Raw genomic sequence first — 26,269 nt, forward strand, 5'->3', positions numbered from 1 at the left:
CCTGCCCGTCGCCTCCCCCCTGAATCAATAAAAAAATCCTCGTGTGCAGGCGTGCTATGCCTGCGCGTGAAACACCTATGTTCAAGGAATGGCATGATGAAAATGCACCAGAGCAACCTGAAAATGGCACGTGACCTGGCGATCGCCAGCGCGGCTACTCAGAGCCAGGATCACACCCTCGCTCATCTTAATACCCAACGCCAGGGCCTCACCCGCGAAGAGGCGGCGGCACGGTTACAGCAGTACGGCGCCAACCAAATCGCCAGCGATACTGCCCCGGCGGCGCTGACCCAGCTGTTGCAGGCGTTTAATAATCCGTTTATCTGGATCCTGATGGTGCTGGCGGCCATCAGCGTGCTGACCGACTACATCCTCCCACTTCGCCGGGGAGAAGAGACCGATCTGACCGGTGCCATCATTATGCTGGTGATGATTAGTCTCAGTGGATTGCTGCGCTTCTGGCAGGAATATCGCACCAATAAAGCCACAGAAGCCCTTAAATCGCTGGTCAGCACCACTGCTACGGTGCAGCGCCGCAGCCATGCCGACAGTGAAGCGGTCAGCATTGAGGTGCCGCTTCAGGAGGTGGTTCCAGGCGACATCGTGCTGTTGTCGGCGGGCGATATGATCCCGGCAGACGTGCGGCTGCTCTCATCACGCGACCTGTTTGTCAGCCAGGCGGCGCTGAGCGGGGAAGCGCTGCCGATCGAGAAATACGACAGCCACAGTCACCTTCATCGCGCCAGCCCGCTGGCCGATGAGCAGGATTTGCTGAGCCAGCCCGGTATCTGCCTGATGGGTACCAATGTGGCCAGCGGCAGTGCGACGGCGGTAGTGGTCGCAACGGGCAATCAGACCTGGTTTGGTTCCCTGGCGAAGTCGCTGGTCGGTGAGCGCCCACAAACCTCCTTTGACCGTGGCGTCAACAGTGTCAGTTGGTTGCTTATCCGTTTTATGCTGGTGATGGTTCCGGTGGTCTTGCTGATTAATGGCTACACCAAAGGCGACTGGAGCGATGCGCTGCTGTTTGCGCTGGCCGTCGCCGTTGGCCTGACGCCGGAAATGCTGCCAATGATTGTCAGCTCTAATCTGGCGAAAGGGGCAATTGCCCTGTCGAAACGCAAAGTGGTCGTAAAACGTCTGAATGCTATCCAGAACCTGGGCGCGATGGATGTGTTATGCAGTGATAAAACCGGCACCTTAACCCAGGACAAAATCATTCTCGCCGGGCACCTCAATGTGCGGGGCAGCAGTGATGACCGCGTACTGCAACTGGCCTGGCTTAACAGCCGTCATCAGACCGGGGTAAAAAACCTGATGGACCGCGCAGTACTGGGGTTCAGCCAGGGTAACGCTGCCGTCAGTGGGCTGTGGCGCTTTCGTAAAATCGATGAACTGCCGTTTGATTTTGAACGCCGCCGCCTGTCGGTGCTGGTCGCAGACGATGGCCAGCAGACCCTGATTTGCAAAGGGGCGGTGGAGGAGATGCTGGCGGTCTCAGCCTGGTGGCAGGATGAAGGAGAAGTGCGTCCACTGGATGAAGCAACATGCCGTCAGATTCGGCAGTTAGCAGCGGACTATAACCAGCAGGGCTTCCGTGTGCTGGTGGTGGCAACTCGCCAGATAAGTGAGCACTCGCTAATCACTCAGCTCAGCGCCGCCGATGAACGTGAACTGGTCATCACTGGCCTGCTGACGTTCCTCGACCCGCCGAAAGAGAGTGCGGCTGCCGCGATAGCCGCACTGCATGAACAGGGTGTGACGGTCAAAGTGCTGACCGGGGATAACGCGGTGATCACCAGCAAAATCTGCCGGGATGTGGGGCTGGAGCCGGGGGAGCCGCTGTGCGGCAGTGAGCTTGCGCGCATCAGTGATGTTGAGCTGGCGCGCCTGGTGGAGCAGAGAACCCTGTTCTGCCGTCTCAGCCCGCAGCAGAAAACGCGCGTGTTGCAGGCGCTGCAAGGTAACGGGCACACCGTGGGTTTCCTCGGTGATGGGATTAACGATGCCCCGGCGCTGCGCGCGGCGGATGTCGGGATTTCCGTCGACAGTGCAACTGACATCGCCAAGGAGTCAGCAGACATCATTCTTCTGGAGAAAAGCCTGCTGGTGCTGGAACAGGGGGTGATCAAAGGCCGCGAGACGTTTGGCAACATCATCAAGTACCTGAATATGACCGCCAGCTCCAACTTCGGCAACGTGTTCTCCGTGCTGGTGGCCAGCGCCTTTATTCCGTTTCTGCCGATGATGGCGATTCATCTGCTCTTGCAGAACCTGATGTATGACCTGTCCCAGCTGGCGCTGCCGTGGGACAAGATGGACAAGGAGTTTCTGCGTAAACCGCGCCAGTGGGATGCGAAGAATATCGGTCGCTTTATGCTGTGGATGGGGCCCACTTCATCGATCTTCGATATCACCACCTTCTGGCTGATGTGGCATGTCTTTGCCGCGAACAGCGTTGAGGCGCAGGCGCTGTTCCAGTCTGGCTGGTTTGTTGAAGGGTTGCTGTCGCAGACGCTGGTGGTGCATATGCTGCGCACGCAGAAAATTCCGTTTATTCAGAGCCGCGCCGCGTTGCCGGTGATGCTGATGACCGGGCTGGTGATGGCGCTGGGTATTTTGATTCCCTTCTCACCGCTGGGCCATGCGGTGGGGCTGGTGCCATTGCCGTGGAATTACTTCCCGTGGCTGCTGGCGACACTGCTGGGCTACTGCCTGGTGACGCAGGGCATGAAACGTCTTTATATGCGCCGTTTCGGTCAGTGGTTCTGAGGAGGAGAGATCATGAAAAAGTCGAATGCCGTTACGGCTATCGTGCTGTTTTTCGTTGGATTGCTGATTTTTTCCAGCAGTATTGCGATGATATTTAGCGGATAAATAAAACGGGCGGACCGAAAGAGAAGGTCCGCCCCTACAGAATCCAGGTGGCCGCGAACCGATAGTTTGCACCCACCGTAATGAAGACCATTTTTCCGGTCGCCCCGTTCCGATGATTTGTACCGGCACCTCGGGTTTTATCCATTTTTCATTAATACAATGGACTGAACTTGACGACTGAATAAAAAGAAATCAACCTGAGTCCTCATATGGAAGATGAAAAACAAGAGGGATATAATGCCGATAAAATCATTTCGTTTTACTCACGGGTCAGGGAAAGTCATACCCTGGTGTACAGTAAAAAATAATGTTGTTCATAATAAATATATACTTGATACCAAAGGTAAATCATTTTCCCTCGGTTTAGATGAAATACTTATCGGTAGTTCGATTTTTATAATTCCATATAAGAAAAACCTCACGCGGACTAACTTACTCACTCAGTGTATGTTGCAGGAACGGCTAGAGAAAAGAGACGAGGGGTGCTATAAAAAAGTTATTGCTCTGTCTGAAGAAAACAATGCTATTGATTCAGACTATATCAGTGCCCTGTTTTTTATGGATGACAAAAGATTTGAAGCGTTAAGACACGAACTAATTAAAGAAAATAAGTTTAAAGAATCTGATTTCCTGGTCTTTACACTGGGAAAAGAGAAAATGTTACATGAGTTCTTTCCATAGTTCTTTTGTTGATTCCTTATGGGCCGACCGAAAAAGAAGATCGGCCCATTTTTTTTACGGGCGAATAAACCGCACGTAAATAAAGCGGATGATGTAAAACTCAATCACGCCCAGCAGCAGGAACCACAGGCAGAACACCAGCGTATACAGCTGGCCGATATCTGCCAGGTGGAACATCTCTACCAGCCTGCGTGCCAGCGTCAGACCGAATGAAGGCGCAGGCAGCAGCAGCGCCGAGAGAAAGCCGAGCAGCAGGGCGCTCATTGGCATCAGGAAAGTTTCAAACGGGTTTTTCATCACAATTCCGTGTTAGTCAGTTGCGGCTATTTTCTGTTAATCCCAGACCGTCTTCAATCATTAACCACCAGGGCTGCGGGCACTTGCTCACGCATCCAGCGCACAAAGCTGCTACGTTTTTCCGACGGGCTGAGGTCCTGGCGCCACAGCAGATTAATCGGGCGACTGGCCGGTTGCCACTGTTGCAGCAATGGCACCAGCCGACCCGCAGCAATATCCTGCGCCAGCAGAATACGCGGTTGCAGTATCAGCCCGGCACCGGCCAGCGCCGCCTGACGCAGCGCCTGACCATCGTTACAGGTAAGGCTGTTGTCGAAAGGCCAGGTGACATCGCCCCACTGCCAGGCGTTATTCTTATTCCATGCCATATTGGCGAGGCAGCGGTGCCGATGCAGATCCCCGGGCGTTTGTGGCGTGCCGTGTTGTGCCAGATAGTCCGGCGCTGCGCACACCACCATCTGATACTCTCCAAGAAACTGGGCAACCAGCGGTTCATTATGCTTCAGCCCCCCGATACGGATGGCAAAATCAAACCCTTCGGCAATCAGATCGACAAAGCGGTCGTTGAGATCCAGCGCGATCTTCACCTGTGGATAACGTAACTGATAGCCGGTGACGACGGTCGCGATAGCGCTGGCCCCCAGATTGAGCGGGGCGCTGATACGCAGCAAGCCGGACGGCGTCTGCTTCATATTTTCCACGCTTTCATCCGCTTCCCTGAGCAGGACCAGTGCCTGTTTGCACTGCTGGTAGTAACGTTCTCCGGCTTCTGTCAGATGCTGGCGTCGGGTGTTTCGCTGCAACAGGCGGGTATTCAGCGCGGTTTCCAACTGGCGAACATGTTTACCGACCATCACGGCGGTGATATCCAGCCGCCGCGCGGCTTCGCTGAAGTTGCCGCTCTCAACAGCGCAGATAAAGGCTTCAATGCTGCGTAATTTATCCATGATTGCAAACTCTGGGTTTGGAGTTCCCGAAAGTATCGCGCATTTATCCCGCAACTGCACTGCGTCACACTGACCGGACTCATTCATCAGGCAGGAGACACAACATGAAAATTTTAGTGATTGGCGCATCAGGTACGGTGGGTCAGGGCATTGTGCAGGAGTTGGGGCGCGACCATCAGGTCATTCGCGTGGGGAAAACCCGGGGCGATTTTCAAGTCGATCTTACACGTGAGGAGAGTGTCAAAGCGCTGTTTGCCCAAACGGGTAAGGTAGATGCGGTGATCTCAGCGGCAGGCGGTGTCCACTTTGGCCCGCTGGCTGACATGAGCAGTGAACAGTTTAACAGCGGGCTACAGGACAAGCTGATGGGGCAGGTGCGGCTGGTGCTGATCGGCCAGGCATTCGTCAATCCCGGCGGTTCCTTCACGCTGACAACGGGGATTCTGGCCCAGCAGCCGATCCGCACTGGGGTCAATGCCACCGCCGTCAATGCCGCGCTGGAAGGCTTTGTACTGGCGGCGGCCAATGAACTGAACGGGTTGCGCATTAACGCCGTCAGCCCAACGGTCTTAACCGAATCGCTGGAAAGCTACGGCCCGTTCTTCCCCGGTTTTGAAAGCGCAGCGGCAAGCCGTGTGGCACTGGCCTATCGCCGTAGTGTAGAGGGAATCGATACCGGACGTGTTTTCCGCGTCTGGTAATGTCCGTCATACTTGACGCTGGCTCTGCGTTGGTTGCATGCACTTACCCGAGTCACTGACTTAAGTCAGCTCATCGGGATGCATTTATTTACCGCCTTGATCCAGCGCCAATTATTCAGGACATATGAGGTGGGGATATTGATGCTGAAAAGTGGCGAAATATCCCCCAACCCCCGCAGGGATGTATATCCCTACACTTTTTGTAAGACGGTAATTCTTTTAGAGTTTTCGCCCACATTTTCCCCGCTAAAATAGCAATCGTTAAAAAGTATAGCCAAGGCTATACTCAAATCCCTGATTTTACTGTCTTTTTTTCTGGCGATTAGCGTGCTAGGATGCGCTTCACTTGAACGAGCTTGTGATTATTTTTCCAACATAAGCTGATGTTTTAACGAACTGGAACGCAACTGCGGTTTCAGACCGGATAAATACAATGAACCTATACGCCACTCTTATTCTGGCTTTTGCTATGTCGATGGATGCCTTTGCGGCCGCTATCGGCAAAGGGGCCAGTCTGCATCGCCCCAGCCTGAAAGAAGCACTGCGTACCGGTTTGATCTTCGGTGTGATTGAAGCACTGACACCGCTGATTGGTTGGGCGATTGGTCTGGCTGCCAGCCAGTACATCATGGCGTGGGACCACTGGGTGGCCTTCGGACTGCTGTTTATTCTTGGCAGCCGGATGATCGTTGAAGGTGTGCGTAAGAAAGAGTGCAAACCAGAAGAAGCGCCAACCAGCCACGGTTTCTGGCTGCTGGCCTGTACGGCTGTCGCCACCAGCCTGGATGCTATGGCAGTCGGCGTCGGCCTGGCCTTCTTGCAGGTGAATATCGTCACCACTGCGCTGGCGATTGGTTTTTCCACCATGGTCATGGCCTCTGCGGGTATTCTGCTGGGGCGCTTCCTTGGCCCGGTGATGGGAAAATGGGCAGAAATTTTCGGCGGCGTAGTGCTCATTGGTATCGGCTGTAGTATTTTGATTGAACATCTGGGCCGGTAAACAGAAATTCCGGCCTCTTTCTGGGGCGGAGTGGGTATGGCGTTATCGGTAGTCGACTGGAACAGCCGTAATCACATTGAATGTTCACATCTGACCGCCAGTCATGCGGCCTTCCCGCTGCACACCCACGAAGAATATGTCATCAGTGCGAATCTCAGCGGCATTGAAACCCTCAGCCTCCATCAGCAAACCCTGTCAGTTCATGCCGGGGATATCACCATTTATAACCCTGAAACGCTCCAGTCTTCGCAGTTTGGAGCCGAGCCGGTTGAGTTTTTTAGCATTCATTTACCGCAACAGGTTTTTGCCGATCTCACCGATCGATCACTGCCGATCCTGCGGGAAGGGGTGCTGCGCGATCCCGCATTGTTCGCGGCGATATGTGGTTATGTGTTGTCGCCGGATGAAGAGCAGGTTCAGCAGCAAAACCTGCTGTGGCTGACCAGCCAACTGCTGAAACACAGCCATGGGGAGGAGACCCCGCTGGCACCCGTCACCATCGGGCGGGCGCTGGAGTGCATGCGTGACAATCTGACGATGAAGATGACGCTGGATGAGTTGGCCGCCGCCGCCGGGCTGAGTAAATATCATTTTGTGCGTCAGTTTCGCCAGCAGATCGGCATTGCGCCGTTGCAATATCATATGCAGCTGCGCCTGCTGGCAGCGCGTAACCTGCTACGGCACCAGCACAGTGCGCTGGATGTGGCGCACCGGCTGGGTTTCTACGATCAGAGCCATTTTATTAACAGCTTTCGGAAGATGATGGGCATTACGCCGCATCACTATCTGCGTATCTTCAGCCGATAAATTCACGGTAACCGGAAAGGATAACGTAACCCGCGAAGTAGCAGAAAATCACCGCTGACGCGATGTACGACCAGCGTAGCATCTTTGCCCCCAGCATCCGTCCGCCCACGCTGCCCACCGTGCACAGCACGGCCGTCCAGACAACGCCTGCAAGGAAAAATCCGCTCAGGAACCAGCCTGAAGCCGCGGTGCCGTTGCTGCTCATCCGCGAAATCAACGCCCCGCCGACGGCGGCAAACCACAGGATTGCCGTGGGTGAGGACATGGCAAGGAAGATGCCACGGAAAAAATTCTGGCGCAGACTCAGTGCTTCACCGATATCCCCGGCGCTCAGTTCTGCGGTCGGGCGCAGGGCGCTTTGCACCATCTTCCAGGCAAACCACAGCAGGATCAGGGAGCCGCCGATCCACAATACCCAGCGTACCGGAGTGAACTGCAGCAGCACCGCCATTCCGGCCATCGCGAGGATCGCATAGATCAGATCGCCCACGCAGGTGCCGATCCCCAGCCAGAAGCCATGGAAAAAACCGCGCTGCATCGCCAGGGTGATCATCGCAATGTTGGCGATGCCGATATCCAGGCACAGGGAAAGACTGAGGAGAAAACCATTAGAGAAGGGCATTGGCGTCCGATCCAGGATGAGTGAGGCCGCCATTATCATCAGGCATCTTGCAGAAATATTGGAAAAAATTGCGCAGCAAGTCGGGATTTCATCCCGGGCCGGGTTTGCCGTTTAGCAACGGTTTACCTTTTTATCGGCATAATTAACTCAATTTTGTGATCTGGCTCATAAAATATTGCCTGAAAAACGCGCGGCATGTATAATTTTTTAGCGATTTTCAACAAAAGCTGCAAACAGGTCATCATGAAAAAATTCTTCAAATACGTGTTCCGGGTTTATGTCGACACCTTCAAACACGTACCGCCAGGCGCTGTTCTTTAAGCGCCGGCTGCACCGAACACCCTCGATAACGCGTCGGTCAGGGATTTGACCGATGGTTATCACCTCTTCTGATAATCACTTTATAAAAATATTGCATCATCGTGCGTCCTGCGCGAATCTGACTGCTATGCAAAATACTCAGCTGTTCCTCACCACCACGACCACCACTGCTTCTGGCGGAGAGTGGCGAGTTTGCGTGGCTGAGTAGTTAGCAAACCTTTCCCCTCCCGCCGGTTACCGACGGGGCTGCATTGTTCTCCGTTGTTGCCGGTTCAACTGAAGCCAGAATAAAGGAGAAATGCCATGTCTGACGCCTCCGCGTTGCTCGTGATCGATATGCAGGCAGGTTTACTGCACGGCCCGCAGGTGCCCCATAACAAAGCACAGTTGCTGGATCACGTTTCCTATTTGATCACATCGGCGCGCGCGCAGCAGATACCGCTGTTTTTTGCCCAGCACACCGGCGCGGCGGGTTCACCGATTGCCGCAGGCAGTGAACTCTGGCAAATCGCACCTGAACTGCCACTGCTGGATTCTGACCGCTGTTTTAACAAAACGCGTCCGAGCTGTTTTGCCGACACACCGTTACTGGCCTGGCTACAGAATGCCGGGATAAAACGGCTGGTGATCGTGGGGATGAAGACCGAATATTGCGTGGATACCACGTGTCGTGCGGCGGCAGATCGGGGATTTGAGGTGGTGCTGGTAAGCGATGCACACAGCACCACGGATAATGCGGTGTTAACGGCAGAGCAGATTATTGCCCATCATAATGCGACGTTGTCGGGGCCATTTGTGCAGCTGCTGACGACGCAAGAGATCCGTTTTTAGTCAGTTATCGGCATTGAGGCAGAAAAAGCCTCAATGCCGGCTTTGCCTGTTATGCGGTCGGGCCTGCCTGGGCGATGCGTGCACCCTCTTCCGTGCGGGTGTACTGCTCGAAATTCGCGACAAACAGCTGGGCTAATTTTTCGGCTGCCTGCTGCCACGCTTCTGCGCTTTCCCAGCCATTACGCGGGTCGAGCAGCGCATCGTCAACACCCGGCACCTGCGCCGGGATAGCCAGCCCGAAGATCGGCAACTGGCTATCATTTTGCTCAATGGTGCCGTTCAGGATCGCGTTGATGATAGTGCGCGTATCCCGCAGTGACAGGCGTTTGCCTGCGCCATTCCATCCGGTGTTAACCAGCCAGGCTTCCGCCTGAGTCTCATTCATTTTTTCTTCCAGCACGCTGGCATAGCACGTTGGCGGCAGCATTAAAAACGCCGCGCCATAGCAGGCCGAGAACGTCGGTGTCGGCTGGGTGATGCCGCGTTCTGTTCCGGCTAATTTTGAGGTAAACCCAGACAGGAAGTGATACTTCATCTGTTCGCGGGTCAGGCGTGAGACCGGAGGCAGTACGCCGAAGGCATCAGCGGCAAGGAAAATCACCTTCGACGGGTGACCTGCGGCGGACACCGGCCTGACAATATTCTCAATGTGCGAGATGGGGTAGGACACGCGGGTGTTCTCGGTTTTGCTGCCATCCGCGTAATCGACGGTTCCATCCTCTTTGAGCACCACGTTTTCCAACAACGCATCCTGACGAATAGCGCGGTAGATCTCCGGCTCTGCGGCTTCACTGAGGTTGATGGTTTTGGCATAGCAACCGCCTTCGAAGTTGAACACGCCCTCGGCATCCCAGCCGTGTTCATCATCACCAATCAACTCGCGCAGTGGATCGGTGGAAAGCGTGGTTTTCCCGGTGCCTGACAGGCCGAAGAACAGAGCGACATCACCCGCCGCGCCGCGGTTAGCAGAGCAGTGCATCGAGGCGATGCCACGCTGTGGCAGCAGGTAGTTCATCACCGAGAACAGACCTTTTTTCATTTCACCCGCGTACCAGGTGCCGCCGATAAGCTGGATTTTCTCGGTGAGATTGAAGGCCACAAAGTTTTCAGAGTTCATCCCCTGAGCCTGCCACTGGCTGTTGGTGCATTTGGAGCCGTTCATCACGGTGAAGTCAGGGGTAAAGTTCGCCAGCTCTTCTGCGGAAGGGACAATGAACATGTTTTTCACGAAATGTGCCTGCCAGGCGACCTCGGTCACCACCCTCACTGCCAGTCGCGAGTCTTTATTCGCACCACACCAGGCATCGACAACGTAGAGTTTTTTACCTGACAGCTGCGTGCAGACCAGTGCACGCAGCTCTGACCAGACGGCAGGTGAGAGAGGATGGTTATCGTTGCGGCCCTGACCGGCATCCGACCACCAGACGTTATCTTCGGTCAGTGCATCGCGCACGATGTATTTATCACGCGGTGAACGTCCGGTGAATTCCCCGGTATCCACGGCTACTGCACCGGAGGCGGTAATGGTTGCGCGTTCCCAGCCCACTAAGTCCGCCGCGGTTTCATGCGCCATCAGCAGTTCATAGCTGGGGTTGTAAATCACGTCCTGGAGGTCGGTGATTCCAAGGTCTGACAAGGCTGTGTTAAGGGATGCAGTGCTGGACATGAGATACCTGACTATTTAGGGGCTGAGGATGAGTTAATGGTTTGTTGCGAACTATTCCACGGATACTAGCATCGGATAACAGATGCTTTAATTGCATAATTTCTATTCTGGATGCAAAATTTGCATACTATTTTTGCGATGCGGGAGACGGACAGCGGTGATCGGTAACCTTGAAGTGAAATGGTTTTATGATGTGATTGCACTGGAAGAGAGCCGGAGCTTTACCCTGGCGGCGGAGAAAAGGAACATCTCACAGTCATCGTTTAGCCGACGCATACAGTCGCTGGAATCCGCGCTGGGTTTTATGATTTTTGATCGCAGCAAAAACCCGTTACAGCTGACGCAACAGGGTAAAAACTTCATCGGCTATGCGCGCAATATGCTGGACGATATGGATTTTCAGCTCAACCGCATCAAAGGGTTAGATAACCTCCGGCAGAGCATCAAGATCGATGCCGCGCCCTCTCTTTCCGTGCTGTGGCTGCCCGAAATGATTGCCGGATACAACGACAGTAATGAGCGCATCCACTATGTGGAATCGATTAATGTGAATGATGCGGTCTATAACCTGAAAGAGGGAAAATGTGATTTTATTCTGAGTTTTTATAACGAAGAGTTAATGAACTATCCCTTTGTTCATCACAAGATTTTTGATTCTCATCTCCATCTGGTCACCCCCTGCGATGATGGTGGTCAGCCGTTGTACTCCCTGAGCCACGATATTTTGCCGTTAATGAAATACGCTACCGACAGCTATATGGGACGGCAGGTTAACCAGGTGATCGACACATTGTCTGAGGACACTTTTACGCTGCGTTTTGTCTCGTCGATGAGTGAGCTGTTAAAGCGTATGATCGTTAACGGGCAGGGTGTGGGCTGGTTACCGCAGTACTCAATAAAAGAGGAACTCAGTCAGGGAAAACTGGCGATTATGGACCCTTCTGTTTCCCTCGGGATCAGCGCCTATGTTTACCGTTCCGGTTCCAGGCTGAACCTTTCCGCTGAACGGTTTTGGCAGTATATTCGCGCGCAACCGACACGGCGGGAATAAAATAATACTGTTAATCGATGATATTATAAAATTATTTTCAAGGAGGAAAACATGGCTGAAGCGACGGCTTTACTTTTTTTATGTATGGGTATTCTGGCGTTCACAAGGAAATTAAAACCTTTCAAAGTGTTATCAAGCATTGTGCTGTATTTTTCTTTTATAGCCGTAAAAGAAAATGTGCCTCTACAGTTTTTCTATGTTGTCATCATACTGATAGCGCTAATCACACTGATTTATATAAAGACCAGCAGGGAAAAGAAAGATGTTTTTTTCTTTTCCATTCCTTGCTGGCTTTATATTGTGTCAGTGTTGGAGAGCGTTAACGTCAAAACCCAGGTCAAAACCCAAATCAATCCGCAGAGAGCATCATGTTATGGCAGTTTTGACACTCACAGCGAGCACTATTGTACGGGGGATGGGGCCAGTTTGAGATAAGCCGGACGTCACGCGACAGGACGTCGCGTGCCGAGGCCCGCTCTACAGCGTCGTTATTCGAAATCGACCCAGGTCGCGCCGGCATCGGCCGACTCAACACAGCGTTCAACCCACTGCACACCGGCAACACCCGCATGAACATCCGGGTACCAGAAGTCTGCCAGCAGCGCTTTATCACCACGATCGGTGGCATCCATTGCTACGGCAAAGCGACGATAGAGGTTTGACCAGGCTTCGAACAACCCTTCCGGATGGCCGCCACCGATACGGTCTTCTTCCAGCGCACGCGGGGCCAGGTAGCCCATGCCGCGCTCCAGAATGCGTACCGGCTCGCCCTGAATTTCATAGCGTAACTGGTTCGGCTGCTCGTCCCACCACTCCAGGCTGGCTTTCGATCCGATCACGCGGATCTTCTGACCATGCATCGATCCGCAGTTCACCGCAGAGCACCACAGCGATCCCACGGCACCGTTGTCGTATTCCATCAGCACAAAGGCGTTATCTTCCAGCGGCGCACGGGTTTTCACAAAGCTCTGGCGGGAACACATCAGACGCGTGATTTTCAGGTCAGGCAGCATGGTTTCCGCGAGGAACAGCGGATGCGTGGCCAGATCGCCCAGTACGTAGCTTGGCCCGACAAATTTCGGGTCAACACGCCAGCGGGTGCTGGGGTTCGCCAGTTCCACCGCTTCATTGTGGAAGCCGTGGGAGAACGACATATTCACAATACGGATATCGCCCAGCAGGCCTTCCGCAATCATGCTGCGCGCCTGTTGGATCAGCTGATGGCCTGAATAACCGTAGGTGACACCGATGATTTTATTCTGTTTTTTGCTGAGTTCCGCCAGCTCTTTGGCTTCTGCGGTGGTGAAGCACAACGGTTTCTCACACACCACGTGCAGGCCCGATTCCAGCGCGGCTTTACAGATGGCGAAATGCGTGTTGTTCGGCGTGGCGATGGATACGGCTTCAATGCCTTCAGCGCGCCCAGCTTCCTGCTGGAATAACGTCTGATAATCGGGATAGCAGCGATCGCCCGTCACGCCCAGGCTTTCACCGAAGGCGCGGCCGCGTGCCGCATCAATATCAAATGCGCCCGCCACCAGGGTAAAGGTGTTGTCACGCAGTGCCGCTGAACGGTGGATATAGCCGATCTGGCTGGTGCCGCCGCCGCCAACCATGCCCCAGCGCAGGGAGCGATCGAGAGGTTTGATGCCGTTAATCATGGTAAGTCCTTAATCAGAATCCAACAGAGTTGAGGTAACGCAGGCTTTCGGTCACGTCGTGCAGGCTGCCATCGGCATTGCGCGGGTCACGTTCCTGTTCAATGGTGATCCAGCCCTGGTAGTGGCGTTCGGCCAGGAAGGCACGCACTGCCGGGTAGTCGATGGCCCCTTTGCCAATCGGGCACATCACCCCTTCGGCACAGGCGGTGAAGAAGTCCAGCTCACGGGCGATCACATCGCGGAATACCTTGTCGTTAACATCCTTAAAGTGCAGGTAGTCGATTCGGTCAAAGTACTGTGCGAGCGCAGGGATCGGGTCCATACCGGCGTAGTACAGATGCCCGGTATCCAGACACAGGCCAGCCACGCTGTGCGGGATGTCCTGCACCAGTTTTGCCAATTCATCGGCAAACTCAATGCTGCCGCCTGCATGCGGATGGATAACCGGGCGCACGCCGTACCCTTTGGCGATACGGCTGATCTCGGTGATGTGGCTCATCATGCGCTGCCAGTCGGTGTCGGACAGGCGCACGGCTTTATCGTACTGCCCGGCAAGACGTGCGCGTTCTGCATCGCCAAAGTCGATAATCACCAGGTAGGGCGCAGGAAGGTTGTCGCCGTGAGTCGGGGTTGCCGTCGGCACTTGCGAGACATTGCGGCACAGGTTATGCGTCAGCTCAATCATCGCCGGGAAGTTCGCTTCGCTCACCAGATCGTCAAAGAGGGTGCCCGCCACAATCGTCAGCCCGTACTGGTTCAGTTTTTCGGTCAGCAGTGCCGGGTCGGTTGGCAGATACGTCAAGGGACCCAGCTCTATGCTCTTGTAACCGGCCTGTGCGGCTTCTTTCAGCACTTTCTCATACGGCGGCAGGTGCGGGTTCTTTGGGTCATCGACGCCCCAGCTGCAGGGTGCGTTAGCAATATGAATAGTCATTTCGGTGTCCTTTCTTTATCAATAAATCGCACTCAGCGAGTGGCTGTTTTGCTTTCTTGTTGGGGGGTGTTGAAGCGTTCCAGAATCAGCGCTTCCATTTTTTCCAGTGAAACCCCTTTGGTTTCAGGCAGCAGAGCTTTCACAAACCACCAGGAAGCCAGTGAACACACCGCGAACAGCAGCAGTGGGAAGGCGCCGTGGAAGTTATCGTTGAGATAGGCGTTCTGGTTCATCATCGGGAAGGACTGGCTGACAAAGAAGTTACCGGCCCACATGGCGCAGATAGAGAAGCCCATGCCAGCACCGCGCAGGCGGGTGGGGAAGATTTCACCAATCACCGTCCACACCACCTGGCCCCAGGTGCCGCCGAACAGGAACATAAAGCCGAACAGGCCGATAACGGAGACCCAGCCGGTCATGCCGCTGTAGAAGGTATAGAAGGTGATCAGCAGGCAGACGGCAGAGCCGAGGGAACCGATCAGCAGCAGTGATTTGCGTCCCATTTTGTCGATCAGCATCATGCCGACCACCACGCCCACAAACTGCAGCACCGCCAGCCAGATGGTCATGTACATCGCTTCCTGCATGTTATGGGTCACGTTCATCAGCAAGGTCGGGCCAAAATACTGGATGACGTTGATGCCGGTGAGCTGGTTAAAGATGGCCAGGCCAACGCCAATCACCAGGAAGATCGAGGTCTTACGGTTGAAGCTGACGCGCTCGCGGTTCACCTGCTTATCGGCGTTATAACGCAGCGACTCCTGGATCTCGTTCATCACGCGTTGTGCATGCTCAGGAGTGGAGATGCGCGACAGGGTTTTCAGTGCCTGCTCGTTGCGGCCGACCATCGCGTTCCAGCGGGGTGACTCAGGAATAAAGCCGACAAACAGGAAGAACAGGATGCAGGGAACAAAGGCGGCACCCAGCATCCAGCGCCAGCCGTAGGCATTCAGCCACTCTGGATCGGCATTTTTGGCAATCAGGTAGTTGGTCAGCAGGACCAGCACCTGGCCGCCAACGCAGCAGATCATGTGCATGGTCATGGCCCGACCGCGATAATCTTTCGGCGCGACTTCGGCAATGTAGATAGGGGAGATCACCGAGGCAAGGCCGATGCCCAGTCCGCCGATAATGCGGAACACCACAAAGGTGGTGAAGTCCGGGGCCAGTGCAGTGCCGGCAACGGAGACCACAAACAGAATGGCGGTGACGATCAGCATTTTTTTACGGCCATAACGGTCAGCCAGTTTTCCTGCCACCAGACAGCCAATAACACAGCCGATGATGACGTTAGACACCGCCCAGCCCGTTTCGGCAGGTGAGAGTTGATAGTGGTGGCTGATAGGTTCGATAGCGCCGGAGATGACCGACGAATCATAGCCAAACAGCAGACCACCGAGGGCAGCAACGGCGCAAATCGCCATCACATAGGCCATGTTATGTTTTGGTGTTGATAGAGGCACGGAGGAGATCCTTCAATTATTATTTGAAGGGAGTATCAAACAAACATTCCATTACCTACAATGATGGAATGTTTGTTTTTTGATGGTGATCTCACTATTTTTGATAGCTTTGAATGATAATATTCTATCATTTCCGCTATTTCAGTGAGTTATTCGATAGTTCTGTCGGATTTCGCTGTTGACCCGCAGTGCGTCAGTAATTCTCTTTGGTTATCAATTCGAAACTGCTAGTCAGGGCGATAAAGCCACCACGTTCCTCGATGCTGGCTTGCTGCATCGCCTCAATGACGCGGGCGGCCAGCTCGTCCAGTCGATGGGCTATCATGATATCCAGCGTGCCGTCGATCAGTGCCAGCTGAGCATCCTGCAACGGGCCGTGGCAGATTAACGTAATGTCCTGCCGCCGGGCACTGTCACGCAGGGCATTGACGACACCTTCCACGCCGCCGCAGGGCGCATAGATCACGGACAATTCCGGGTGGCGATGAATCAGTTCGGCAGTGACCTGATAGCCCCGCTCAACGTTTTCAAAACTCTTAACCGGTTCCAGTACCGTATGGCCGGTGGCGTATTCCCGCAGGTACGAACGGAAGCTGATTTCGCACGTTTCCTGACATAAAAAGCGATTATCACCGACAATCACCCCGACTTTTCCCGGTGGGCCGCTCAGACGCTGAACAGCCCATGCGGCGGTTCGGCCCGCTTTTCGGTTATCCAGGCCGATATACCCGGCGTGGCCACAGGGCGAGAGATCGGAGAGAACGGTAAATACTTTTACGCCTTTTTGGGTGGCTTTCTCCACCGCCCGACGGATGAGCGCATTATCCAGCGCGATCAGTGCCAGCACGTTAACGTGATCGCTCAGTTCATCAATCGTTGCCGCCGTTTCTTCAATGGCATGGATATCATGAAAGGCGAATTCAATGCGGGTGCCCTCCTGTAAATACGGTGCGGCGTGCTGTTCCAGTGCCCGGGAAAACGTATCGTAGAACGAGTAGTCACGCGACAGCAGAATGACGCCAATCCGCAGCGAACCTGAACTCTGGCGTGGGGCGCTGACGTTAAGAAAATCAGGATCAAAACGATAGCCGAGCCGGGACGCGGCCTGAACCACGCGATGTTCGGTGTCCGGGCGAACGGGAGCTCGTCGGTTCAGTACCCTGTCGACCGTGGCAACACCCACGCCAGCTTCGCGGGCGATGTCCGTTAATGTGGTTTTTTTCATCCTGGATTCCCTGATATAAGCAATGACAAAAAACTATCACGTCTGCCCACAGGGCAACAGTACAGGCAGAGGACTAAATACTCAGGACATGACGCTCATCAGATTATTTTTTTTATTGTGCACAAAATAAGATTTAAAAATTTCATTTTTGGCCGGTGTCAGTAAAGGTAAAAAAAACCAGATATTTCCAAAATTATGCTATCTTTCTGCAAACATACCGCGTGGTATCTTTTAGCCGAAAACGTCATGATTAAACATCCCACATCATCTCATTCACTGCGCGAAGCGCTCTGCTGTGAACGGGGTTATAAGCGTAAAAAACAACCGGAACAGGTCAGGGCGGCGCTGATCCACTCCGCTGCCGAACTTGCCGCCCTCGAGGGGCTGACAGGCGTCACTGTTCAGGCCGTGTCTGCTGCTGCGGGCGTGACGAAAGGCGGGTTCTTTCATCATTTTCCCCATAAGCAGGCGCTGCTGGATGCGGTCTTCGAAAGTTTCCTCGCGGAGAATGAACAAGCTATTGACCGTGTCATGGCCGCTGATGAGCCATCATCCGGTTGCTTCACACGTGCGTATATTAGCGTGGCGTTTGATGACATTTTACAGGCGGAGAAAAGCCTGAGGATCCCGTTATCGCTGTCGATGATGGCATCACCCGAGCTGTGTGAACGCTGGTCGTTGTGGCTGGCGGGGCGACTGCAACGCCACCACGAGACGGACAGTCTTCCACAGCATGAGGTGGCACGACTGGCGGCCGATGGCGCATGGCTGGCCTATTCACTGGGTAATGCCCGCGGCATTCGTGACGCGTTATCCCTGAAAAACATTTTGCTGACACTCACCAGAGAGCGACCTTTATCGTGAAAACGACCTTCAAACAGGAAGTTGTTCATCAACTGCTGCACTGGCTGGAAGGGAATATCCATACGCCGCTGACCATTAACGACTTTGTTGAAAAGTCGGGCTATTCAAAATGGCATCTGCAACGTATTTTCAAAGAGGTGACCGGGCAGAAGCTGGCATCGTATTGTCGTCAGCGGCGGCTGACCTCCAGTGCGGTGATGCTGCGTCTGTTTGATAAACAGATCGACTCCGTTGGCAGTGAGCACGGTTTCTCCAGCCATAACGTCTACCACAAAACCTTCAAGCGCCATTTCAATGTGACGCCCGCACAGTATCGTGATGCGTTGCACTGGTCATGCAAAGGGTTGTGTCCGCCGATTAACCTCAGCGAAATGGCTGTTCCTGAAGGTCAACTGGTCGAGCTGGATGCGATGACCTTGCAGGGGCGCGTGACGGATTATGCTTTCACGCTGGATACCATTTGCCACTTTTGCTGGGATCAACGCGCCATTTTATGGCGGGAGCGACTGGCGTCAGCGGTGGCAAAACCCACCGCGCTGTACGGTCTGACCAATGTGATCAAAGGTGGCCCGCGTGCCGATGATTGCGCCACCCTGCAGTACCTGGCCTGCTTTGATCCTGATACGGCAAGTGGGGAAGAGCCTTTGGTGCAGGTGGATATCGAAAAGCAAACTTATCTGCATTTCACTTTCAGCGGCGATGTGCAGCAGTTCGCTGATTTCATCAAGCTGATTTATGAACATGCGCTGCCGACAGCGGGCGCGGTGCGCCGTGATGGCTACGACATTGAGCGCATCGATCCGCAGCGCATCAGAAGTTCCGGTACCGCTCGCATTGACTACTATGTGCCAGTGATTGTCTGATTGCAGGATCGGGTATGCCCGTTCCCTGTTATCCAGGGACCGGGCATATAACCGTAAACTGTCTGTCGGTGTTATTTCAGCAGTTCAGCTGTCATATGAACGCCGTTGTTGGTATTGGCTTCAGTAATTTTGTAAGACGATGCACCCGCCTGCTGTGCCTGAGCGGCGATGCTGGCTTCTGCGCTGTCCAGCGTTGAACCGGTTGCCGTCACGCTCTGTGCAAAGCTGGCGAAAGAGAGGGTAGAAAGTACGATAACTGCTGCAAAAGTTTTGATGGATTTCATGGGGTGATTCCTTTATTGAGTTTGTTTGATTAAGGCGTTTTGCCTCGTTGAAAGCAATACTACGCTTGCTAATGAAGTAGTGATAGCGGAGTGATTTGCTTATCTTTATCAAATAATTTGATTGAAAACTGACGGCGCTTTACATTGCTTGCACAACACTGACTGACAACGCTCTTTCACGCTGTAGATTGACGCTGCATGACATTCGCTGCCCGAAAATAGCCCTTCCTTTCGCGTAATAATAAAAATGATTATCATTCAACTTAATGCTACGCTCACGCGGCCGCTTTGCTCTGTCGCCAGTGAGAACCTATCGTGTCAGCGTTTGAACAGTATTATGTAGAAGTCCTGCGCTTTCTGACGCGTAAGCTGCGCGACCGCGACAGCGCCCAGGAGATGACGCAGGAAACGTTCAGCCGGGCGTTGACGTTGCCATCCGGTGGGCCGGTGCAATCACCGCGCGGCCTGCTCTATCACATCGCACGTAACCTGCTGGTCGACCGCTATCGCCATCAGCAGCGTCAATCCCATGAAAACCTTGATGACATCGATGAATCCTGTATTGTCGCACCCGGCGGCTGGCAGCCTGAGGCTCAGGCCGAAAGCCGGCAGTATGCGGCTCAACTGATGGCGACTATCGACAGTCTGCCACCGCGCTGCCGTCAGGCGTTCGTGCTGCACCGTTTTGACGGGCTCTCACAGAATGAGGTGGCGAAGCTGATGGGGATTTCCACCAATATGGTTGAAAAACATATTATTCGGGCGATGACGGCCTGCCGGGAATGCAGCGAACGCTGGCAGGACAGCAAGGGATAATGCGATGAATACTTCTGATTCCTCACGTACCAAACGGGCGGAGAAAGCCCAGCACTGGCTACTGCAACAGCAGGCGGGGTTAACGCCCCGGCAGCAGCGGGAGTTTGCGCGCTGGCAGGCTGATGACGACAATGCTGCTGAGTTTGCCCGGGCGCAGCGCCTGTGGCAGCAGCTGGGTGCGTTGCCTGCGGCTGATATTGCCCGCCTGCGCCAGCAAACCCGGCGCGAACTGTCCGCCCCGACACGGCGGACCCGACTGCTTTGGCCTGCACTGGCGATGCTGTTGCTGGCGGTGCTGGTCTGGCCTGCCTGGCAGAGCCTCGCCCCGGCTCAGTTCGAACAGAGCTACGCCACTGCACGCGGCGAACAGCGTCTGATTACCCTTCCTGACGGCAGTGAACTGAATCTGGATGCAGGCACCCGGCTGCGTGTTGCTTTTTATCCGCAGCGGCGCGAAGTGTGGCTGGAGCAGGGGCAGGCCTTTTTCCAGGTGGCGCATCAGGCAGAACGCCCTCTGACGGTGCGTAGTGGCCCGTCACGGGTGACGGTACTCGGCACCGCCTTCAGCGTTCGTTATATTCCGCACTCGATGAGTGGGGCAGGGGTGGATGTCGCAGTGCGTTCCGGTGCCGTGCGCGTTGGCCCGCTGTCAGGCTGGGAATACAGCTGGTGGCGACTGGTGAAAACCGTTGGACTGTCTCAGGCTGATGCTCATCTTCAGGTGCTGCGCGCCGGGCAACAGGGCCGCAGTGATGCCCGTGGTTTGCTGGTGGCAGAAAACGCCATTGCTCCGCAGGCGGTCGCCCCCTGGCAGCAGGCGCGAGTCAACTTTGATAACACCCCGCTACCGCTGGCGCTGGCCGAATTCGCCCGCTACGGTGCGGTGAACTATCAGGCAGATCCGCAGCTGGCGGATTTGCGCATCACAGGAAGTTTCGAATTGCAGCGGCTGGACAGTTTTGCCAGAGCGCTACCCGCCGTGCTGCCGGTGGTACTGAAGAAGCAGGGTGACAGCACACTGATCGTGCCGCGTAACAGCAAAGCAAAAAAGTCGTAAAAAAAATGGCGATGTGACGTCAGGGTTTTGTCGATCTATGCGTCTACTAAGGGAAATGATTCTTATTACATAACCTTTGGGAACTGACACATGGCTCTGTTTACCTTTGCTGCACTGCCGGGAAAATCTCTTAAATACAGCGCAGTATCGCTGGCTATCGCACTGAATACGCTGGCGCCTTATGCTGCTGCGGCAAGTACAACCGTGGCAGTTTCACTGCCGCAGCAGCCGTTGTCGTCGGCGCTGAACGCGCTGGCACAACAGGCTGGCGTTCAGCTTATCGTTGCGCCATCGGCGGTCGCCAATAAAACCGCCCCTGCCGTGAGCGGCACCATGACGCTGGAAAGCGCCCTCGACCGCCTGTTACAGGGCAGTGGCCTGCACTACAGTCGCCAGAACGATATGGTCACCGTCGAGCCGGGCGATACCCTGGATGGCAACACGCTGACAGTCACCGCCAACAGCGGCCAGCAGGGCGGCAGTGTTCCGCAGCAGACCAGCAGCGCCACCAAAACCAACAGCTCACTGCTGGACGTCCCGCAGTCAGTCTCCGTGATCAGTCGCCAGCAGATGGACCGCCAGAACGTACAAAGTGTGACGGAAGCACTGCGCTATGTGCCGGGGGTAAAAACCGAAACCTACGGCGTTGACCCAAAAGGCTATGACTGGATTTATATTCGTGGCTTCAATGCATTAACCACTAACGACTATCGTGACGGTCTGCGCCAGCTCAACAACAGCTACAGCTATTTCCGTACCGAGCCGTATGCACTGGAACGCATCGATGTGGTACGCGGCCCGTCATCCACCCTGTTTGGCCTGGGTGATGCCGGTGGCATTATCAACCGCGTCAGCAAACTGCCGACCGCCCAGGGCGTGCATGAAGTGGAAGTGCAGCTTGGCAACTTCGACCGCCGCCAGCTGCAGTTCGACCTTAGCGACAAGATTAATGATGACAGCCGTTATCTCTACCGTCTGGTGGGGGTAGCGCGCGACAGCAATACCCAGTTCCAGTACGCCAACGGCCCGAAAGTGAAAGATGATCGCGTGTATATCGCCCCCTCATTCACCTGGCTGCCGAATGCCGACACCAGCCTGACGCTGCGTGCCGACTACCTGCGCGACAGCTCCGGCGGCACCATCGCCGTATTGACGGAGCCTGATGGCAAAGTCACCGATACGCTGCTGGGCGATTACAGCTATAACCATTTCCGCAACGAGCAGTTCACCGTGGGTTATGAGTTTAGTCATCAACTGAATGATGCTATCCAGCTGCGCCAGAACCTGCGTTTTGGTCAGACCGATACCATCCTCAATAACCTGCTGCCGGGCGCGACGGATTACACCGCAGGCACCCAGGCACGTAATGCTGTGCGTTTTGATGAGCATATGCAGGCGTTCAACATCGACAACCAGTTACAGGCTGATTTTGCCACTGGTACGATCAATCACACTTTGCTGACCGGCATCGATTACAGCTGGTTGGACGGTAACGCAAAACGCTTTAACCAGGCTGCTCCGACGCTGAATATCTTCCAGCCACAGTACGGTGTGGATATTTCTGACCCGACCACGCTGGTGAATAATAACAATCAGACCACCTCCCAGCTTGGCGTCTATGCGCAGGACCAGATCTCCCTGACGCCGAACTGGCTGCTGACCGTGGGGGGGCGGCATGACGATATCAGTATGCGTACCCAGAACAACCTGACGGAGAACACCAGCTGGTTGGATAAAGATGCCTGGACCGGTCGCGCCGGGTTGACCTGGCTGGTGGGTAACGGCCTGGCGCCATATATCAGTTATGCTGAGTCCTTTACGCCGAACAGCGGGACAGACAGCAGCAATAATACGTTCACGCCGAGTAAGGCACACCAGGTTGAGGCCGGGATCAAATACCAGCCCGATGCTGACCTGTTGATGACGCTGGCAGCCTTTGAAATCACCAAAACCAATGTGCTGACCAACGAACTGGTCAATGGCCTGGCGACCGGTTACCAGACGGCCTCAGGCGAAGTGCGTTCACGCGGTATTGAGTGGGAAACCCAGGCGAAGCTGACGCAAAATCTGCATGCGCTGGCGTCTTACAGCTATACCGATACGGAAATCACCAAGAGCAATGACGGCGTGCAGGGCAATAAACAGGCTAACGTCCCGAAACATATGGCGTCAGTATGGTTGAGCTATGGCTTCACCCAAGGCGTGTTGAATGGCCTGACGCTGAACAGCGGCGCACGCTACGTCGGCAGCATGTATGGCGATAATGAAAATACGGTGGCGGTGAAGAACTTTGCTCTGGTTGATGCGGGCGCTGCGTATAAGGTTAACCAGCATCTGACCTTCGGGATGAATGTGCAGAATCTGCTGAACCATCAGTATGTTGGCACCTGTGACGGCACCACCAGCTGCTATCCGGGCCAGGAGCGTACGTTGATTGGTTCCGTGAAATATAACTTCTGATGTCACAGGGATTGTGGCGGCGGCGCGACTGCCTGAAAGCGCTGTTGCTGGCACCGCTGGCGTTCAGTCGCGATCTGTACGCGCAGCCGCTGGCGACAGATCGCATTGTGGCGATTAACTGGGCGGCAGCGGAGCTGATGCTGACGCTCGGGATCACGCCGCTGGCGATCTCCGACAGCGGCTATTTTCGCCGCCGCATCCCCGACCCGGTGCTGCCTGCCGTGGTCAGGGATATCGGCCCTTACTGGGAACCCAATCTGGAGTATCTTGCCCAACTGCGGCCATCACTGATCCTCAGTGATGCGCTGTCGCCGTCAATCCTGGCGGCGCTGGCGCGGATTGCTCCGGTGGAAGTGGTGAATATCTACCCGGCGGAGGGGGATGCCTGGCAGTCGCTGTGTGACTGGCTGCTGCCGCTGGCGGCCCGGCTTAATCGTTTGGCGCAGGCACAACAATTGCTGGATGCGGCCAGCCAGCATCTGGCTGATTTACGACAGCAACTGGCGACGCGTGCGCGTCCGAAAGTGTGTGTGGCGGTGCTCAATCAGGACGGTAAGCATGCCACGGTTTATGGCCAGCACAGTCTGGTGCAGTGCGTACTGGATCGGCTGGGGCTGGTAAATGCCTGGCAACAGCCGGGTAACCGCATTGGGTTGGCGAATGTCAGCATCGATCGTCTGGCGACTCTGGCTGATACCCGGCTATTTTATAGTGAATTGCCCACTACCGCTGACCGGCTGCGCAAGGCACGGCAGTCCAGCGCGTTGTGGCAGCATCTTCCTCTGGTGCAGCAGGGCGATGCCGTCCCGCTGCCCCCCTTTTTTCCGTTTGGTGGTGTACGCACCGCCCTGCGCCTTGCCGACAGCCTGGCGCTGCGGCTGCTGAGTGAACCCTGATGTCACGCTATGCGCCGCTGGCGCTGTTCTGCGGTTTGCTGCTGTTGGCGCTGACGCTGACGGCCCACCATCTGTTGCCGTTGTTGCACGACAAGGGCAACGGTCACCTGCTGCTGCACTACAGTTTTCTCCCCCGACTGACGATCAGCCTGCTGGCCGGAGGCGCCCTGGCGCTGGCCGGTCTGCTTTTCCAGCAGGTACTGCGTAATCCGCTGGCCGAACCTGCCACTCTTGGCGTAGCCGCTGGATCGAATCTGGCGATTGCGCTGGCGCTGGTGCTGGCACCCGGTCTGCTGGTGTGGGGGATGGCACCGGTGGCGCTAGTGGGCGCGGGCATCACCACTCTGTTACTGCTGTTGCTGGTGGCGAAGCAGCAGCTGGCGACGCTGAACATCCTCCTCGCGGGCATGGTACTGAGCCTGTATGCCAGCGCCATTTCTACGCTGCTGGTCATGTTTAACCACGACTATCTCAGCGATCTGTTCAGCTGGCAGGCGGGGGCGCTCAGTCAGAATGGCTGGGACAGTGTGCGTCTGCTGCTGTTGCCGTTGCTGCTGCTGAGTGGTGGAAGCCTGCTGCTGGCTCGACCGTTAACGCTGATCGGTCTGTCAGAGCAGAGTGCCGCCAGCCTCGGCGCTTCACCGTTGACCGTTCGCCTGCTGACGCTGTTGATCGCTGTGGCGCTCAGTGCGTTGGTCACCAGTCAGCTAGGCATTATCAGCTTTATTGGCCTGGCGGCTCCCGCACTGGTGCGGCTGCTGGGCGTACGTCGTTTCAGCCAGCAGTTACCCTGGACCCTGGCCTTTGGGGCAGTGCTGTTATGGCTGATTGACCAACTGGCACAGTCACTTTCTCCCGCGGCGGGCGATGTGCCAACGGGCGCGATTACCGCATTATTCAGTGCGCCGCTGATCCTGCTGCTGCTGTCCCGCCAGCGGACCATTCATTTTCCTCAGGCCGCAGCGGATGTACCTGCTTTTTCTCCACCATTGGGTGGGCGTAAGATCGCACTACTCCTTTGCCTGCTGTTGCTGACAATCGGCTTGTCGCTGGGATGGAATCGTCAGTTCAATGAAGGGATGCTGCTGGCGTGGCGCTGGCCGCGGCTGCTGGGATCGCTGGCTGCCGGAGCGATGCTGGCGGTGGCGGGTGTGTTAATTCAGCGCCTGACGCGCAACCCGCTGGCCAGCCCTGAGTTGCTGGGCATCAGCAGCGGTGCATCACTGGCGATACTGCTGCTGTTTATGCTGGCGGGACCGTTGTCGTGGATGTTTCCTGCCGCGCTGCTCGGCAGCCTGCTGGCGACCGGGGCGATGTTATGGCTGGGGGCCCGGCGGGGTTTTCAACCACAGCGTCTGGTGCTGGTGGGGTTATGCCTGACCAGTATCAGCGGAGCGCTGACCAGCCTGCTGATGCTAAGCGGTGACCCGCGTGCGTTGCAATTGCTGAACTGGAGAACGGGCTCGACCGCAGGTATCACGGCCAGCGTTGCGTTGTTCGGGGCAGGGCTGGCGGTCCTGTTGATCCCTCTGACGCTGCTGTTCCGGCGTGGTCTGCAACTGCTGGGATTGGGCACACAGCCCGCGCAGTCGTTGGGGCTGCATTTGCGTACCCATAGTCTGTTAATTCTGCTGCTGGCGGCGGCGCTAACGGCGGGTGGTACGTTGTTGATCGGGCCACTGAGTTTTGTTGGACTGATCGCTCCACAGCTTGCTCGCTACAGTGGTGCTCGCAGTGTGTCCGCTCAGATTGGGCTGGCAGCATTGCTAGGGGCAACGCTGATGGTGCTGGCCGACTGGCTCGGACGTAACATCGCCTGGCCGTGGCCTGTTTCGGCAGGGATCCTTTGCTCGCTGATCGGTGCGCCCTGGTTTTTATGGCAACTGCGTCGGCGCTGAATGAGTGCCGCCGCATCTGCCCGAGGCTAACATCTGCAAGTCCGTCT

24 protein-coding genes are annotated in these 26,269 nt (G+C 55.4%); 15 read left to right on the forward strand and 9 right to left on the reverse strand.

From position 1 onward, the window contains the following. Window positions 1–96 precede the first annotated feature (96 nt). Entirely contained in the window at window positions 97–2,772 is a 2,676-nt protein-coding gene (gene mgtA / locus LJN55_RS00675; protein ID WP_265106045.1) for a magnesium-translocating P-type ATPase, read from the forward strand. Window positions 2,773–3,114: 342 nt separating this feature from the next. After that, on the forward strand, window positions 3,115–3,558 hold the full coding sequence (locus LJN55_RS00680) for a hypothetical protein (protein WP_227535470.1): 444 nt from the start codon (window positions 3,115–3,117) through the stop codon (window positions 3,556–3,558). Window positions 3,559–3,612: 54 nt separating this feature from the next. Here LJN55_RS00680 and LJN55_RS00685 read toward each other — a convergent pair whose 3' ends face one another. Next, the gene (locus tag LJN55_RS00685; RefSeq protein WP_133844569.1) at window positions 3,613–3,855 is read right to left on the reverse strand and encodes a DUF1158 family protein; all 243 of its coding nucleotides are present in this window, start codon (window positions 3,853–3,855) and stop codon (window positions 3,613–3,615) included. Window positions 3,856–3,908: 53 nt separating this feature from the next. Beyond that, window positions 3,909–4,802: a LysR family transcriptional regulator gene (locus tag LJN55_RS00690; protein ID WP_227535471.1), complete on the reverse strand. Its 894-nt coding sequence runs from the start codon at window positions 4,800–4,802 to the stop codon at window positions 3,909–3,911. Window positions 4,803–4,906: 104 nt separating this feature from the next. Between LJN55_RS00690 and LJN55_RS00695 the strand changes: the two genes are divergently transcribed. From LJN55_RS00695 to LJN55_RS00705, 3 genes are all read left to right on the forward strand, one after another. After that, on the forward strand, window positions 4,907–5,503 hold the full coding sequence (locus LJN55_RS00695; protein ID WP_167864199.1) for a short chain dehydrogenase: 597 nt from the start codon (window positions 4,907–4,909) through the stop codon (window positions 5,501–5,503). A gap of 433 nt (window positions 5,504–5,936) precedes the next feature. Continuing rightward, window positions 5,937–6,503 carry a manganese efflux pump MntP gene (gene mntP, locus LJN55_RS00700; protein ID WP_133844564.1) on the forward strand — a complete coding sequence of 189 codons (567 nt, stop codon included), beginning with the start codon at window positions 5,937–5,939 and terminating at the stop codon, window positions 6,501–6,503. Between the two features lie 36 nt (window positions 6,504–6,539). Beyond that, window positions 6,540–7,310: a helix-turn-helix transcriptional regulator gene (locus LJN55_RS00705; RefSeq protein WP_133844562.1), complete on the forward strand. Its 771-nt coding sequence runs from the start codon at window positions 6,540–6,542 to the stop codon at window positions 7,308–7,310. Here the strand turns inward: LJN55_RS00705 and LJN55_RS00710 are convergent. Continuing rightward, the gene (locus LJN55_RS00710) at window positions 7,300–7,932 is read right to left on the reverse strand and encodes a LysE family translocator (protein WP_133844922.1); all 633 of its coding nucleotides are present in this window, start codon (window positions 7,930–7,932) and stop codon (window positions 7,300–7,302) included. The genes LJN55_RS00705 and LJN55_RS00710 overlap by 11 nt on opposite strands. Before the next feature lie 624 nt (window positions 7,933–8,556). On the opposite strand from LJN55_RS00710, the gene LJN55_RS00715 reads away from it, so the two are divergent. After that, complete coding sequence (locus LJN55_RS00715; RefSeq protein WP_133844559.1) at window positions 8,557–9,084, forward strand: cysteine hydrolase family protein; 528 nt, start codon at window positions 8,557–8,559, stop codon at window positions 9,082–9,084. A 49-nt stretch (window positions 9,085–9,133) separates the two neighbouring features. Here LJN55_RS00715 and pckA read toward each other — a convergent pair whose 3' ends face one another. After that, complete coding sequence (pckA, locus tag LJN55_RS00720) at window positions 9,134–10,750, reverse strand: phosphoenolpyruvate carboxykinase (ATP) (RefSeq protein WP_227535472.1); 1,617 nt, start codon at window positions 10,748–10,750, stop codon at window positions 9,134–9,136. Between the two features lie 157 nt (window positions 10,751–10,907). Between pckA and LJN55_RS00725 the strand changes: the two genes are divergently transcribed. Together LJN55_RS00725 and LJN55_RS00730 are read left to right on the forward strand one after the other, a co-directional pair. Then, window positions 10,908–11,801, forward strand: a complete 894-nt coding sequence (locus tag LJN55_RS00725) for a LysR substrate-binding domain-containing protein (RefSeq protein WP_133844556.1) — start codon at window positions 10,908–10,910, stop codon at window positions 11,799–11,801. 51 nt (window positions 11,802–11,852) lie between these two features. Next, a complete protein-coding gene (locus LJN55_RS00730; RefSeq protein ID WP_227535473.1) occupies window positions 11,853–12,236 on the forward strand; it encodes a hypothetical protein in 384 nt (127 codons plus the stop codon). A gap of 53 nt (window positions 12,237–12,289) precedes the next feature. Here the strand turns inward: LJN55_RS00730 and LJN55_RS00735 are convergent, their stop codons facing one another. The 4 genes from LJN55_RS00735 to LJN55_RS00750 form a co-directional block, all read right to left on the reverse strand. Next, on the reverse strand, window positions 12,290–13,462 hold the full coding sequence (locus LJN55_RS00735; RefSeq protein ID WP_227535474.1) for a Gfo/Idh/MocA family protein: 1,173 nt from the start codon (window positions 13,460–13,462) through the stop codon (window positions 12,290–12,292). Window positions 13,463–13,475: 13 nt separating this feature from the next. After that, a complete protein-coding gene (locus tag LJN55_RS00740) occupies window positions 13,476–14,396 on the reverse strand; it encodes a TIM barrel protein (RefSeq protein WP_227535475.1) in 921 nt (306 codons plus the stop codon). A gap of 32 nt (window positions 14,397–14,428) precedes the next feature. Further along, complete coding sequence (locus LJN55_RS00745) at window positions 14,429–15,859, reverse strand: sugar porter family MFS transporter (RefSeq protein ID WP_227535478.1); 1,431 nt, start codon at window positions 15,857–15,859, stop codon at window positions 14,429–14,431. Window positions 15,860–16,052: 193 nt separating this feature from the next. After that, window positions 16,053–17,084, reverse strand: coding sequence for a LacI family DNA-binding transcriptional regulator (locus tag LJN55_RS00750; protein ID WP_133844547.1), 1,032 nt, complete (start codon window positions 17,082–17,084; stop codon window positions 16,053–16,055). A gap of 246 nt (window positions 17,085–17,330) precedes the next feature. On the opposite strand from LJN55_RS00750, the gene LJN55_RS00755 reads away from it, so the two are divergent. Both LJN55_RS00755 and LJN55_RS00760 read left to right on the forward strand, forming a co-directional pair. Continuing rightward, window positions 17,331–17,948: a TetR/AcrR family transcriptional regulator gene (locus tag LJN55_RS00755; protein WP_171149464.1), complete on the forward strand. Its 618-nt coding sequence runs from the start codon at window positions 17,331–17,333 to the stop codon at window positions 17,946–17,948. After that, complete coding sequence (locus tag LJN55_RS00760) at window positions 17,945–18,811, forward strand: helix-turn-helix domain-containing protein (RefSeq protein WP_227535479.1); 867 nt, start codon at window positions 17,945–17,947, stop codon at window positions 18,809–18,811. Before LJN55_RS00755 ends, LJN55_RS00760 begins: the two co-directional genes overlap by 4 nt. A gap of 71 nt (window positions 18,812–18,882) precedes the next feature. On the opposite strand, the gene LJN55_RS00765 is transcribed toward LJN55_RS00760, so the two are convergent. Further along, window positions 18,883–19,095 (reverse strand): YdgH/BhsA/McbA-like domain containing protein, encoded by a 213-nt coding sequence (locus tag LJN55_RS00765; protein WP_227535481.1) that lies wholly within the window; start codon window positions 19,093–19,095, stop codon window positions 18,883–18,885. Window positions 19,096–19,410: 315 nt separating this feature from the next. On the opposite strand from LJN55_RS00765, the gene LJN55_RS00770 reads away from it, so the two are divergent. The 5 genes from LJN55_RS00770 to fhuB all read left to right on the forward strand — a co-directional run bounded on the left by LJN55_RS00770 (window position 19,411) and on the right by fhuB (window position 26,222). Further along, window positions 19,411–19,911 (forward strand): RNA polymerase sigma factor, encoded by a 501-nt coding sequence (locus LJN55_RS00770; RefSeq protein WP_200642313.1) that lies wholly within the window; start codon window positions 19,411–19,413, stop codon window positions 19,909–19,911. A gap of 4 nt (window positions 19,912–19,915) precedes the next feature. Next, window positions 19,916–20,968: a FecR family protein gene (locus tag LJN55_RS00775; RefSeq protein WP_227535482.1), complete on the forward strand. Its 1,053-nt coding sequence runs from the start codon at window positions 19,916–19,918 to the stop codon at window positions 20,966–20,968. A 90-nt stretch (window positions 20,969–21,058) separates the two neighbouring features. Continuing rightward, a complete protein-coding gene (locus tag LJN55_RS00780) occupies window positions 21,059–23,428 on the forward strand; it encodes a TonB-dependent siderophore receptor (RefSeq protein WP_227535483.1) in 2,370 nt (789 codons plus the stop codon). Next, window positions 23,428–24,324: an ABC transporter substrate-binding protein gene (locus LJN55_RS00785; RefSeq protein WP_159338367.1), complete on the forward strand. Its 897-nt coding sequence runs from the start codon at window positions 23,428–23,430 to the stop codon at window positions 24,322–24,324. Before LJN55_RS00780 ends, LJN55_RS00785 begins: the two co-directional genes overlap by 1 nt. Further along, window positions 24,324–26,222: a Fe(3+)-hydroxamate ABC transporter permease FhuB gene (gene fhuB / locus LJN55_RS00790; protein WP_227535484.1), complete on the forward strand. Its 1,899-nt coding sequence runs from the start codon at window positions 24,324–24,326 to the stop codon at window positions 26,220–26,222. Before LJN55_RS00785 ends, fhuB begins: the two co-directional genes overlap by 1 nt. The last annotated feature ends 47 nt before the right edge of the window (window positions 26,223–26,269 follow it).

Origin of the sequence: Erwinia rhapontici (genome assembly GCF_020683125.1) — a bacterium.
In the GTDB taxonomy this organism is placed as follows: domain Bacteria; phylum Pseudomonadota; class Gammaproteobacteria; order Enterobacterales; family Enterobacteriaceae; genus Erwinia; species Erwinia rhapontici.